The organism is Kaistia algarum, from assembly GCF_026343945.1.
Lineage (GTDB): Bacteria > Pseudomonadota > Alphaproteobacteria > Rhizobiales > Kaistiaceae > Kaistia > Kaistia algarum.
In genome coordinates, this window is the sequence record NZ_JAPKNJ010000001.1 from 465,868 (window position 1) to 478,233 (window position 12,366).

Annotated in this window: 12 protein-coding genes and 1 riboswitch; of the genes, 7 read left to right on the plus strand and 5 right to left on the minus strand. The window is 66.5% G+C overall.

The window, feature by feature from the left end:
* The first annotated feature begins 22 nt into the window (after positions 1-22).
* The 4 genes from OSH05_RS02400 (at position 23) to OSH05_RS02415 (ending at position 3,296) form a co-directional block, all read left to right on the plus strand.
* Positions 23-1,462 carry a vWA domain-containing protein gene (locus tag OSH05_RS02400; protein WP_165801549.1) on the plus strand — a complete coding sequence of 480 codons (1,440 nt, stop codon included), beginning with the start codon at positions 23-25 and terminating at the stop codon, positions 1,460-1,462.
* 102 nt (positions 1,463-1,564) lie between these two features.
* The gene (locus OSH05_RS02405) at positions 1,565-2,245 is read left to right on the plus strand and encodes an HAD family hydrolase (RefSeq protein ID WP_104218662.1); all 681 of its coding nucleotides are present in this window, start codon (positions 1,565-1,567) and stop codon (positions 2,243-2,245) included.
* A gap of 35 nt (positions 2,246-2,280) precedes the next feature.
* Entirely contained in the window at positions 2,281-2,871 is a 591-nt protein-coding gene (locus OSH05_RS02410) for a biotin transporter BioY (protein ID WP_104218834.1), read from the plus strand.
* A complete protein-coding gene (locus OSH05_RS02415; protein ID WP_104218663.1) occupies positions 2,868-3,296 on the plus strand; it encodes a DUF1284 domain-containing protein in 429 nt (142 codons plus the stop codon). The genes OSH05_RS02410 and OSH05_RS02415 overlap by 4 nt, the downstream gene beginning before the upstream one ends.
* A gap of 3 nt (positions 3,297-3,299) precedes the next feature.
* Here OSH05_RS02415 and gcvPB read toward each other — a convergent pair whose 3' ends face one another.
* From gcvPB to OSH05_RS02440, 5 genes are all read right to left on the minus strand, one after another.
* Positions 3,300-4,871 (minus strand): aminomethyl-transferring glycine dehydrogenase subunit GcvPB, encoded by a 1,572-nt coding sequence (gcvPB, locus tag OSH05_RS02420; RefSeq protein ID WP_104218664.1) that lies wholly within the window; start codon positions 4,869-4,871, stop codon positions 3,300-3,302.
* A complete protein-coding gene (gcvPA, locus tag OSH05_RS02425) occupies positions 4,868-6,211 on the minus strand; it encodes an aminomethyl-transferring glycine dehydrogenase subunit GcvPA (RefSeq protein WP_104218665.1) in 1,344 nt (447 codons plus the stop codon). Before gcvPA ends, gcvPB begins: the two co-directional genes overlap by 4 nt.
* 35 nt (positions 6,212-6,246) lie before the next feature.
* The gene (gene gcvH, locus OSH05_RS02430) at positions 6,247-6,618 is read right to left on the minus strand and encodes a glycine cleavage system protein GcvH (RefSeq protein WP_104218666.1); all 372 of its coding nucleotides are present in this window, start codon (positions 6,616-6,618) and stop codon (positions 6,247-6,249) included.
* 21 nt (positions 6,619-6,639) lie between these two features.
* Complete coding sequence (gene gcvT, locus OSH05_RS02435; protein WP_104218667.1) at positions 6,640-7,788, minus strand: glycine cleavage system aminomethyltransferase GcvT; 1,149 nt, start codon at positions 7,786-7,788, stop codon at positions 6,640-6,642.
* 155 nt (positions 7,789-7,943) lie between these two features.
* A riboswitch (glycine riboswitch) is annotated at positions 7,944-8,041 on the minus strand.
* Positions 8,042-8,161: 120 nt separating this feature from the next.
* Complete coding sequence (locus OSH05_RS02440; protein WP_104218668.1) at positions 8,162-8,812, minus strand: hypothetical protein; 651 nt, start codon at positions 8,810-8,812, stop codon at positions 8,162-8,164.
* Positions 8,813-8,984: 172 nt separating this feature from the next.
* Here OSH05_RS02440 and thrC point away from each other — a divergent pair, with 172 nt between their 5' ends.
* From thrC to OSH05_RS02455, 3 genes are read left to right on the plus strand one after another with little or no spacing between them, the layout of a single operon-like run.
* Positions 8,985-10,397 (plus strand): threonine synthase, encoded by a 1,413-nt coding sequence (thrC, locus tag OSH05_RS02445; RefSeq protein ID WP_104218669.1) that lies wholly within the window; start codon positions 8,985-8,987, stop codon positions 10,395-10,397.
* Positions 10,398-10,422: 25 nt separating this feature from the next.
* Positions 10,423-11,697, plus strand: coding sequence for a M16 family metallopeptidase (locus OSH05_RS02450; RefSeq protein ID WP_104218670.1), 1,275 nt, complete (start codon positions 10,423-10,425; stop codon positions 11,695-11,697).
* Between the two features lie 21 nt (positions 11,698-11,718).
* A complete protein-coding gene (locus tag OSH05_RS02455) occupies positions 11,719-12,306 on the plus strand; it encodes a GNAT family N-acetyltransferase (RefSeq protein WP_104218671.1) in 588 nt (195 codons plus the stop codon).
* Positions 12,307-12,366 lie beyond the last annotated feature (60 nt).

Sequence of the window (12,366 nt, forward strand, 5' to 3'; positions counted from 1 at the left end):
CGGGCCGCCTGCCGAGGCTCCGATGATCCTTCGTTCCCTCGCCGTGTTCGGCGCCTTTCTCGCGAGCCTGTCGCTCGCCGTTCCAGCCTTCGCCGACGATGTCATGCTCGTCGTCGACTCGTCCGCCTCGATGGCGGGAAAGCTTGGCCGCGACCGCAAGGCCGACCTCGTCGCCGACGCGATCCAGACCGCCGTCGCCGATTTCCCGACGGAAGCCCGCATCGGGCTGCTGGCCTTTGGCGGGCGGAGCAAGTCCAGTTGTTCCGATGCCGAGGTGCGGGTGCGCCCGCAGCAGGATGGCAATGATCTCGTCGCCGCCGCTGCGGCCGGGCTGCAGCCCCGCGGCAAGGCAGCGCTCGCGGTGGCGATCGACCGCGCCGCGAATGCGCTCGACTATCGCCACCAGCGGGCGACGCTGGTCGTCTTCGTCGACAAGATCGAGGCCTGCGAGGCCGATCCCTGCGTTCTGGCCGAATCGCTGAAACAGAAGGCCAAGGACCTGACGATCGAGGTCATCGGCCTCGGCCTCGACGATACCGAAATCCCCTCTGCCTCCTGCATCGCCGAGAAAACCGGGGGCAAGTTCCTGAACGCCATGGACGGCACCGATCTCGGCGGCGGCCTCACGGCGGCGCTGGCGAGCGCCAAGGCGCCGCCGGAAAACCTCCCCTTCGCCTCGATCGATGCTCCCTCGACCATCCTGCAGTCGCAGGCGTTCAGCGTCGGCTATGACGGGCCGAAGGCGAAGGATGACCGGATCGAGATCGCCTGGCCGGGACTGCCGCCGGGCTCCGAGATCCGCAGCGTTCTCGTCGGCGAAGATGGCGCGCGTCGCAGCCTGAAGGCGCCTGCCGAGGCTGGCATTTATGAGATCCGCTATTATCATCCCGAGCTCAACGCGATCCTCGCGAGCCGGACCATCGACGTGACCGTGACGCCCGTCAGCGTCTCGGCACCGGCCAGCGTCGCCGCGGGAGCGCCGTTCCAGATCGCCTGGACCGGCCCGGCGGCGCCCTTCGATGAGATCCGCGTCCTGCCGGCGGGCGGCGGCGACCCCATTGCCGCGATCCGTGTCAGCAAGACGGCTAGGCCAGTGTCGCTGGAGGCACCGCTCCAAGCCGGCTCTTACGAGGCGCAATACCATGTCGCCGCCGAGGACAATGTCGGCGCCAGCACGCATTTCACGGTCGATCCGCCGGCCGCGAGCCTCAAGGCGCCCGCGACGGCCGAGGCGGGAAGCCGGATCATCGTTACCTGGAGCGGCCCTGGCGCTCGCTTCGACGATATCGTCGTCGCGGTTCCGGGCGCGGCCCCGACGGAGCATGTTACCATGGCTCGCGTACGGTCCAACTACCCGGAGGTTCGGCTCACGACGCCGAAGCAGCCGGGCCGCTACGAGATCCGATACATTGCCGGCGACGGCAAGGCGATCTTCGCCGCCGAGCCGCTCACCGTCCGCTGACGCAGGGCGGACCCGCAATATCGTTCGCAGACAGGGTCGATTCGATCTGATAGAGAGCGCTCGAATCCTTCCGGCCCTACCGCCCTACCGACTGGACTACTCATGCTCGTGATCTTCGACTGCGACGGCGTATTGGTCGATTCCGAGATCCTTGCCTCCCGCGTCGACAGCGAGCGGCTCAAGGATGTCGGCTATGACATTTCCGTCGACGAGATGTCGCATCGCTTTGCCGGCCTCACCTGGGACCGCATCGCCAAGCTGATCGAGGCCGATCTCGGCCATTCGCTTCCCGAGAATTTCCACAACGAGACCGACGCCGAGCTCGATCGCCGTCTTTCCACCGAGCTTGAGATCATTCCGGGCGTGCATGAGATGCTCGACCGGCTGGATTATCAGCGCTGCATCTGCTCGAACTCCTCGCCGGAGCGGCTAAAGATCTCGCTGACCCGTACCAAGCTCTATGATCGATTCCGCCCTTATGTGTTCTCGGCTGTTGCGGTCGGCAACAAGCGGCCGAAGCCGGCGCCGGACGTCTTCCTGCACGGCGCTGCGGAATTCGGCGTCGATCCGCGCGAGGCCGTCGTGATCGAGGATTCGACCCACGGCATCCACGGCGCCAAGGCGGCCGGCATGCGCGTCATCGGCTTCACCGGCGGCTCGCATTCCTGGCCGGGCCATGCCGACGCGCTGACCGCCGCCGGTGCCGAGACCGTCATCAGCCGCATGGCTGACCTGCCGGCGACGATCGACGCGATCGCGGCATGGCCGGGCCTCGACGTCTGATTCCCTCCTTTCGACCCTCCAGCACGGGCCTCTCCATGACCGATCGCATCGTCACTCCCGCCGCCTTTGTGCCGCTCCGCCTCGACGGCCGGCCGCTGACGCACAAGGTGGCCCTCATCTTCCTGGGCACGCTCTTCCTCGCCGCGTCCTCCTACATCGAGGTGCCGCTGGCGCCGGTTCCAGTGAACATGCAGACCTACGCCGTGCTCATCGTCGGCGCGCTGGCCGGATGGCGTCTCGGCGCGATCACCGTCATCGCCTGGCTTGCCGAGGCTGTTGTCGGTTTCCCGGTTCTTTCGGGCGGCGCCGGTGGCGCGGTGCATTTCGTCGGCCCGACGGCGGGTTACATGTTCGGCTTCCCGCTGGTCGCCGCCTTCGCGGGCTGGCTCGCCGAGCAGGGCTGGACGCAGCGCATCGTCCCCGCCTTCTTCGGCATGCTGCTGGCGCAGGCGATCTGCTTCGTGCCCGGCGCGCTGTGGCTCGCAACCTTCACCGGCCTCGATAAGGCGATCGCGCTCGGCGTGACCCCGTTCATCGTCGGCGCGTTGCTGAAGTCGGCGCTCGCCGTCTGCACGCTCGTCGTCGCGAAGCGCGCGCTCGCCAAGCGGAGCAACGGCGCCGCGTGACAATAAGGCTGCGTCCGCATCATCTGCTCTGCATGCTCACCTATGTGGGCAAGGGCTATACGGACGCCTTCTGCACGAACTTCGACGCCATCACCGCCCGGCTCGGGGCCGGCGAGGAAATCCTCGTCGTCGCCGGGCCGGATGATGTCTGCGCGCCCGTCGAAACGCTCGAAGGCCATCATTGCTTTGAGACCAGCATCGTCGACCGCGACGCGAAGGCCGCGGCCTCCGTCACGGCCCTGCTCGGCATTCCGGCGGACGAAGGCGCGCGATTGACGCTGAGCGCAGAGCGGCTGGCGGCGCTGCGCACCGCCTTCCAGGCGCGAACCATCCGCACCGCCTGTGCGGATTGCGAATGGTCAGAGTTGTGCGACGGGATCGCGGACGCGGGCTATCCCGCGATCCGCCTTACCGCCAGCGGCTGAGACTTACTCCGCCGCTTCGGACCAGGGCTGTGGCTTTTCCCATTTAAGCTTCGGCGAGCGCGCCGCCTTGGTCTCGTCGAGACGGCGGCGCGGCGCGAAGCGCGGCGCTTCATGGAACATCGCCGTGTCGCCCGACTTCGCCTTCATGACCAGATCGCGCAGCGTCGCGACAAAGAGGTCGAGCGACGCCTTCGATTCCGATTCCGTCGGCTCGATCAGCATGGCGCCGTGCACGACGAGCGGGAAATACATCGTCATCGGATGATATCCCTCGTCGATCATCGCCTTGGCGAAATCGAGCGTGGTGACGCCCGTCCCGTCCAGGAAATGGTCGTCGAACAGCACCTCATGCATGCAGGTGCGGTCGCCGGAAGGCTGGCTCATCAGATCGCGCAGGCCGACGCGAACATAATTCGCGTTGAGGACAGCATCCTCGGAGGCCTGCCGCAGGCCGTCGCCGCCATGCGAGAGCATGTAGGAGAGCGCGCGCACGAACATACCCATCTGGCCATGGAAAGCGACCATGCGGCCGAACGGCGTCTCACCGGGCTTCAACTCCGTGTCGCTCTCGACCAGCACAGGTCCCTCGGCCTCAATGCGGATGAAGGGCAACGGCGCGAAGGCGGCGAGGCGCTCGGAGAACACCACTGGGCCGGCGCCCGGACCGCCGCCGCCATGCGGCGTCGAGAAGGTCTTGTGCAGGTTGATGTGCATGGCATCGACGCCGAGCTCACCGACCTTGGCCTTGCCGACGATCGCGTTGAAATTGGCGCCGTCGCAATAGAAATAGGCACCCGCCTCATGCACCGCCGCGGCGATCTCGACCACGTCGCGCTCGAACAGGCCGCAGGTGTTCGGGTTGGTCAGCATGATCGCCGCGACCTGCGGCGAGAGCAGCGCCTTCACCGCCTCGGGGTCGACCGTGCCATCGGCGCGAGCCGGAACGGTCACGACCTTGAAGCCGATCAGCGCCGCCGTCGCCGGATTGGTGCCATGCGCCGATTCCGGCACCAGCACGATGTCGCGCGGCTCGCCCTTGGCGGCGATCGCGGCCTTGATCGCCATCATGCCGCAGAGTTCGCCATGGGCGCCGGCCTTCGGCGAGAGCGCCACGGAGGTCATGCCGGTCATTTCGAGCAGCCAGCGGCCGAGTTCGGACATCAGCTCGACCGCCCCGGGAACGGTCGAAAGCGGCTGCAGCGGATGGATGTCGCCGAGTCCCGGCAGCCGCGCCATCTTCTCGTTGAGGCGCGGATTGTGTTTCATCGTGCACGAACCGAGCGGATAGAGACCGCTGTCGATCGAATAGTTCTTCTGGGAGAGGCGCACATAATGGCGCACCGCCTCCGGCTCGGAGAGGCCGGGAAGATCGATCGGCGCCTTACGGGCCAGCTTGCCGAGACGCGGGGTGAAGGCCTCCGGCTCGTCGAAATCGACGCCGGTGACGTCATGCCGGCCGATCTCGAACAGCAGCGCTTCCTCGATCTGGAGGGCGCGGTTGCCGGTGAAGGTGTCGGAATTGGTGATGGCTGCCTCGCCGGGAGCGGTCGGACGGCCGTGGGTGTTCATGGTCATGCGAGCACCTCCTGAAGCGCGGCGGCGAAGGTCGTGCGATCCTCGACGGTGTTTACCTCGGTCGACGCGACGACGAGGAGGTTGGCGAGTTCGGGCCGGCCCGGCTCAAGCCGCGAGACCGGCACGCCGGCGAGGATGCCGCGTGCCGCGAGCGCCTCGACCACCTCGGCGGCGTCCTTCGGCAGCCGCAGGGTGAATTCGTTGAAGAACGAATCGTTTAGGAGGGCTACGCCCGGAACCTCGACCAGCATCTCAGCGAGTTCGACGGCGTTGGCGTGGTTGATCCGCGCGACACGGCCGAGCCCCTTTTCGCCGAGCAGCGTCATGTGGATGGTGAACGCCAGCGCGCAGAGGCCGGAATTGGTGCAGATATTCGAGGTCGCCTTGTCGCGGCGGATATGCTGCTCGCGGGTCGACAGCGTCAGCACGAAGCCGCGCCGGCCTTCCGCATCCACCGTCTCGCCGCAGAGCCGGCCCGGCATCTGGCGGACGAATTTCTGCCGGGTCGCGAACAGGCCGACATAGGGCCCGCCGAAAGTCAGCGGATTGCCGATCGACTGGCCCTCGCCGACGACGATGTCGGCGCCCTGCGCTCCCGGCGGCTCGACGAGGCCGAGCGACATCGCCTCGGTGAAGACGGCGACGAGCAGCGCACCGACCGAATGCGCCTTCTGCGCGATCGGAGCGAGGTCGATCAGATGGCCGTAGAAGGAGGGCGACTGCACGACGACGCAGGACGTCTCGCCGTCGATTGCCGCGAGGATATCTTCGGTCGCGGTGGGATCGGGCGGCAGCGCCACGACGGCGTCGCCGGCCATGGCCGAAGTGGTTTCGACGACGGCGCGATAATGCGGATGCAGGCCACCGGCCAGGACCGCCTTCTTCCGCTTGGTGACGCGGTGCGCCATCAGCACGGCTTCGGCCGTTGCCGTCGAACCGTCATACATGGAGGCGTTGGCGACCTCCATGCCGGTCAGGTTTGCGACCTGCGTCTGGAACTCGAACAGGACCTGCAGGGTCCCCTGCGTGATCTCGGGCTGGTACGGCGTATAGGACGTCAGAAATTCCGAGCGTTGGATCAGATGATCGACGCTTGCCGGGACATGGTGCTTGTAGGCGCCGGCGCCGACGAAGAACGGCACGGACGAGGCCGGCACATTCTTCGCGGCCATGCGGCCGAGCGTCCGCTCGACCGACATTTCGCCGGCGACGCTCGGGAGATCGAGCCCCTTGACGCGCAGCCGCGCCGGGATATCGGCGAAAAGCTCGTCGATCGAGGCAACGCCGATCTTCGCCAGCATGGCGCCGCGATCGGCCTCGGAATGGGGGAGAAAGCGCATCGATTGGGTTCTCTTCGCCGAAACCGGCCGGGTTGCTAAAGCGTCTCGACGAAGACCTTGTAGGCTTCTTCGTCCATCAGCTCGGCGAGTTCATCCGAAGCGGTGAGCTTCAGCTTGACGAACCAGCCTTCGGCTTCCGGGCTCTCATTGATCTTGCCGGGCTCCTCGGTGAGCGAGGCGTTCACCGCCTCGACCACGCCCGAAACCGGCGCGAACACTTCGCTTGCCGCCTTGACCGATTCGACGACGGCTGCCTCATCGCCCTTGACGAGTGCCTTGCCGATTTCCGGCAGCTCGACATAGACGACATCGCCGAGCTGCGACTGGGCGAAATCGGTGATCCCGACGGTCGCGATATCGCCGTCGATGCGGATCCACTCATGGTCCTTGGTGAAATAGGTCGTCATGGAGGGTTCCCCGGTGGCGGTTCAGACGGAAGGCTTGCGGTAATAGCGGTGCGGAACGAAGGGCAAGGCCTCGACGCGCGCAGCAAGATCCTTGCCGCGGACGGAGAGGAAGACGGGCGTGCCCGGCGCGGCATAGTCGGCGGCGACATAGCCCATGGCGATCGGGCCGCCGACGGTCGGGCCGAAGCCGCCCGAGGTGACGATGCCGATGACGGATCCCTGTGCGTTGCGGATCTCGGTGCCCTCGCGGGCCGGCGCCCTGCCCTCGGGCCGGATGCCGACGCGGAGGCGCGGCGCACCGTCGGCGAGTTCGCCGAGGATGCGGTCGGCGCCCGGAAATCCGCCTTCAACGCGGCGGCGCTTGGCGATGGCGAAACCGAGATCAGCCTCAGCGGGCGACGTCACCTCGTCGATATCGTGGCCATAAAGGCAGAGCCCGGCCTCGAGCCGCAGCGAATCGCGGGCGCCGAGGCCGATCGGCTCGACCTCCGGTTCGGCGAGCAGCGCCCGGGCGACGGCCTCGGCCGCGCGGCCAGGCACCGAAATCTCGTAGCCGTCCTCGCCGGTATAGCCCGAGCGGCTGATGATCGCTTCGACCCCGTCCACCTCGGTGCGGATCGACGTCATGAAGCCCATGCCGGCGGCGGCCGGGCAATGGCGCGCGAAAACTTCCGCGGCCTTCGGACCCTGCAGCGCCAGCAAGGCGCGGTCCTCGGCAACATCGAGCCGGACGCCATGTGGCAGGCGGGCAGCGAAATGGGCGTAGTCGATGGTCTTGCGGCCGGCATTGACGATCACGCCGAGCGTGCCGTCCTCGGCCGGATCGGCAGGGCGGGTCACCATCAGATCGTCGATGATGCCGCCATGATCGGTGGTCAGCAGCGTGTAGCGGACACGGCCGGGAGCCAGCGCCTGAAAGTCGCCCGGCGTCAGCGCCTCCAGTGCCCTGGCCGTCGTTTCATGGTCCGGACCGATGAGCAGGGCCTGCCCCATATGCGAGACATCGAACAGGCCGGCGTTTTCGCGCGTCCAGTTGTGCTCGGTCAGGATGCCCTTGGGATATTGCACCGGCATGGAATAGCCGGCGAATGGTACCATGCGGGCGCCCAGTTCGCGATGGAGCGACGCGAGCGGCGTCTCCAGCAGGTCAGTCTCGGAATTTTCGGTCATCAAGGGTCCCGGAAGCCAGAGTCAGCACGACACGATCCGAAATCGGATCCACCGCGCCCCCTCTGTCCGAGAACCTGAGAGATTTCCCGCGCCCCTGCGGGCACGGCTGCTCCTTCGGTGAGCCCTTCGCAACGAAGGGCTGCTTTCCAGAGCGTCGACGACCGTCCGGTCCTTATGCCTGAGAGTTTCCGGGGCGGTTGCTCCTTCGGCGCCGGACCGGTTTTCACCGGCCGGACTCTCCCGGCGATCGTTGGGCCAGCCGCCTTGCAGCGACTTGCAAACTGGACTTCGACGCGAATCCAGCTTGCCTTTTACTCTAGGGAGTGGCGCGGCCGAGTCAATCGGCGCAGCGCGCCGATCTGCCATGCAGCCTCTAGCCGCCGCGCTTCTTGGCGCCGCTATCGTCGAACCCGACATAGATGCGATAATCGGTATTGCCGGGGGCGATGGGCAATTCGATCGTGTCGTCGATCTTCGTGAAGTTCGCGGCGAGATCCGGTTCCTGAAGGCTGACCGGGACCTTGTAGAGTTCCGACTTCACGACCTTGTCGGTGCCCTGCATGACCACGATCCGGATCGGCAGCGTGACCGTTCCGGCCTTGCCCGCTGGCCCTGCCACGGTGCGGCCCTTGACGCCGACCTTGACGGCGACGCCGGTCGCCGTCTTGCGGCATTCGCGGGCCGTATCGACTATGGTGGACTGGTACTGGACCGTCGGCTTCTCGCCGAGTTCGGGATTGATCTTCTGGCCCGCCTGATAGGTGACGACCGACTCGGTGCCGGGACGGATCGCGACCGGCGGACAGTCCGTCGTGCTGGTGAAGCCGAAATTCTCGGCATTGACGACGATCGCGCCCTGCTGGGCCGTGTTCGGCGCGCCGAATACCGCGTTAGTAACAGCATTGCCGGCAGTGCCGGTGTTCTCAGCCGTGCTGCCGCATCCGGCGAGCCCTATCGCCGCCAATGCCACAAGGCTCAAATTACGGCACGAAATCGCCGCGCTGCCGCCGGACGAAAGAAGCATCCTGATAATCCTCGACGCTGAAGCGCGATCTCTATAACAGTCCCCTCGATCTTTGGCGACTTAGTGACCGTCGCCCAAAAATTCGTCCGCCTTGCCGGCTTGGCTGCGCGGCGATAGGTTGTCGGTACGGCGGCTCGCCACAGGCGGTCTGTCACGAGGAGGCGTCAGTTCCGTGATATATGTGAGCACGCGAGGTCAAGCCCCCGCGCTCGGCTTCTCCGATGTTCTCCTCGCCGGACTCGCACGAGACGGCGGGCTGTATGTTCCGGCCGAATGGCCGCATTTTTCCGCCGAGGCCCTGGCCGCCCTGGCCGGGCGGCCCTATGACGAAATCGCCTTCACCTTGATCCGGCCCTTTGTCGGCGGGGATATCGCTGATTCCGCGCTCCGGGCAATGTGCGCCGAGGCCTATGCGACCTTCCGCCATCCGGCCGTAGCCCCGATCGTCCAGACCGGGCCGAACGAATTCATCCTTGAGCTGTTCCATGGACCGACGCTCGCCTTCAAGGATGTCGCCATGCAGCTGCTCGCGCGGATGATGGACCATGTCCTCGCCGAGCGCGGCCAGCGGGCGACCATCGTCGGCGCGACATCGGGCGATACGGGCGGGGCGGCGATCGAGGCCTTCCGCGGGCGCTCTGCCACCGATGTCTTTATCCTGTTCCCGAAGGGCCGCGTGTCGCCGGTGCAGCAGCGCCAGATGACGACGACCGTCGACCCGAACGTCCATGCCGTCGCCGTCGAAGGCACCTTCGACGACTGCCAGGCGATTGTGAAGACGCTGTTCAACGATCATCGCTTCCGCGACCGGGTCTCGCTCTCCGGCGTCAATTCGATCAACTGGGCTCGGATCGTGGCGCAGGTCGTCTATTACGTCTCGGCCGCGCTCTCACTGGGAGCGCCAGCGCGATCCGTCTCCTTCACCGTCCCGACCGGCAATTTCGGCGACGTCTTTGCTGGCTATGTCGCCAAGCGCATCGGCCTGCCGATCGAGCAATTGGTGATCGCGACCAACACCAACGACATCCTCGCCCGCACGCTGGAAAGCGGCCGTTACGAGACGAGCGCAGTGGTGCCGACATCTTCGCCGTCGATGGACATTCAGGTTTCATCCAATTTCGAGCGGCTGCTTTTCGACGCGGTCGGGCGCGACGGCGAGACGGTTCGCCGTCTGCTGGGCGGGCTCTCGCAGTCCGGCGCGTTCACGGTTCCGCCCGAGGCGCTCGCGACGATCCGCCGGGAATTCACAGCGGGACGGGCGAGCGAAGACGAGACGGCGGCGACCTTGCGCCAGATGCTCGCCTCGGCCGGCTACCTCGCCGACCCGCATACCGCCGTCGCGCTCTCGGTCGCCGGTCGGCAGGACCGCTCATCGGCACCGATGGTGACGCTTTCGACCGCGCATCCGGCCAAGTTCCCCGATGCCGTCGAGCGCGCGACCGGTATGCGCCCCGCCCTTCCAGCCTGGACGGGCGATCTCATGCACCGCGAGGAGCGGTTCGCCACATTGCCGAACGACGCGGCGAGCATCGCCGCGTTCGTCGAGCAGCGCTCGCGCGCTGTACGGGAGAGGGTTGAGTCATGATGCGACATTTCGCGGGTCTTCCGGCATGACGGTTCGTGTCACGAAGCTATCGTCGGGCCTGACGGTCGCGACACACGCGATGGATCATCTCGAAAGCGCGGCGCTCGGCGTCTGGATCGGTGCCGGTTCTCGGCTCGAATCGCCGACCGAGCACGGCATTTCGCACCTCCTTGAGCACATGGCGTTCAAGGGAACCGCGCGCCGTTCCGCGACCGACATCGCCGAGGAGATCGAGGCGGTCGGCGGCGAGGTCAACGCCGCGACGAGCGTCGAGACCACATCCTATTACGCTCGCATCCTGAAGCCGGACGCCGGACTCGCCGTCGACATATTGAGCGACATCCTCTGCCATTCGACCTTCGACGAGGAAGAACTCGAACGCGAGCAGCATGTCATCGTGCAGGAGATCGGCGCCTCGCTCGATACGCCTGAGGACCGGGTGTTCGATTTCTTCATCGAGGGCGCCTTTCCCGACCAGCCACTCGGCCGCACGATTCTCGGGACGGAAGAGACGGTGCGCCAGACCCGCTCCGACCATCTGTTCTCCTATCTCGACCGGCATTATCACGGACCGTCCATGGTGCTGTCGGCGGCTGGCGCGGTCGATCACGACGCGCTCGTCAACCTCGCCGAGGAACGTTTCGCCAGCCTGCCGGCCTCGGAAACGCCACCCCCGCCTCCCGCCCGCTATCGCGGCGGCGACGTGCGCGAGGCAAGGCCGCTCATGGAGGCGCAGATCCTCCTCGGTTTCGAGGGGCTGCCCTATCCGGCGGAGGATTTCCACGCCGTGCAGATCCTCGCCTCGCTGCTCGGCGGCGGCATGTCCTCGCGCCTCTTCCAAGAGGTACGCGAGAAGCGTGGGCTCTGCTACTCGATCTATGCCTTCCACTGGAGCTTCGCCGATACCGGCCTTTTCGGCATCCATGCCGCGACGGGAGCCGAGGATATCGGCCGCCTGATGCCGGTGGTGCTGGGCGAGTTGGAGCGCGCCAGCCACGATATCAACGAGGCGGAACTCTCCCGTGCCCGGGCGCAGATGCGGGCGAGCCTCCTGATGAGCCTGGAGAGCCCGGCGGCACGGGCCGGCCAGTTGGCGCGTCAGATGCTGCTGTTTGGCCGCCCGATCACCACAGAGGAACTCGTCGCCCGGATCGACGGCGTTTCGGTCGAGCGGCTTCGCCGGCTGGCGGAGACGATCTTCACGAGCGCTCCACCTACAATCGCGGCAATCGGGCCGATCGAGCAGCTTGCGAGCCGCGACCGCATCGCCGAGCGCCTCGGATCCCGCGTCGAGGCATAGGCGCGGAGCGGCGGGGCGACGATGGAATTCCTGCGATCGGTCGTCCCCTTCCAGCCCGCGCCAATGATCGCAACGGAGACGGTCATTCTCCGGGCGCCGACCATGGCGGACTACGGCGCATGGTCCGATCTGCGCGGCCGCAGCCGCGACTTCCTGATGCCATGGGAGCCCGTCTGGCCGATCGACGATCTGACGCGTGCAGCGTTCCGGAGGCGCCTCCGCCGCTATCAGCGCGAACTCAACGAGGCGACCGGCTTTCCCTTCCTTGTCTTTCGTACGCAGGACCTTGCCCTTGTTGGCGGACTGACGCTGTCGCATGTCGTGCGCGGCGTCACCCAATCCTGCTCGCTCGGCTACTGGATGGGCGAGCCCTTCGCGGGCAAGGGTCTCATGACGGCCGCCGCCAAATCGGTGATCCCGTTCGTGTTCGATACGCTGCGCCTGCACCGGCTGGAGGCCGCCTGCCTTCCGCACAATGCCGCGTCGATCCGCCTTCTCGAAAAAGCCGGATTTACGCGCGAGGGTTACGCACGCCGGTATCTGTGCATCGACGGTCGCTGGCAGGACCACCTGCTCTTCGCCATCGTCGCCGACGATCCCCGTCCCTGAAGCCTTCCCCGCAGCGGGCGGTCAAAATCGTTTCCCGCCTTCACGATTTCTATCCAATTG

Excerpts from the sequence above, each read along its gene's own strand:
- gcvT (WP_104218667.1), bottom strand. The coding sequence starts at position 7,788 with ATGACCGAAAATTCCGAGACTGACCTGCTGGAGACGCCGCTCGCGTCG.
- OSH05_RS02450 (WP_104218670.1), top strand. The coding sequence starts at position 10,423 with ATGACGGTTCGTGTCACGAAGCTATCGTCGGGCCTGACGGTCGCGACA.
- OSH05_RS02440 (WP_104218668.1), bottom strand. The coding sequence starts at position 8,812 with ATGCTTCTTTCGTCCGGCGGCAGCGCGGCGATTTCGTGCCGTAATTTG.
- OSH05_RS02410 (WP_104218834.1), top strand. The coding sequence starts at position 2,281 with ATGACCGATCGCATCGTCACTCCCGCCGCCTTTGTGCCGCTCCGCCTC.
- OSH05_RS02400 (WP_165801549.1), top strand. The coding sequence starts at position 23 with ATGATCCTTCGTTCCCTCGCCGTGTTCGGCGCCTTTCTCGCGAGCCTG.
- gcvPA (WP_104218665.1), bottom strand. The coding sequence starts at position 6,211 with ATGCGCTTTCTCCCCCATTCCGAGGCCGATCGCGGCGCCATGCTGGCG.
- gcvPB (WP_104218664.1), bottom strand. The coding sequence starts at position 4,871 with ATGACCATGAACACCCACGGCCGTCCGACCGCTCCCGGCGAGGCAGCC.
- gcvH (WP_104218666.1), bottom strand. The coding sequence starts at position 6,618 with ATGACGACCTATTTCACCAAGGACCATGAGTGGATCCGCATCGACGGC.
- OSH05_RS02455 (WP_104218671.1), top strand. The coding sequence starts at position 11,719 with ATGGAATTCCTGCGATCGGTCGTCCCCTTCCAGCCCGCGCCAATGATC.
- OSH05_RS02405 (WP_104218662.1), top strand. The coding sequence starts at position 1,565 with ATGCTCGTGATCTTCGACTGCGACGGCGTATTGGTCGATTCCGAGATC.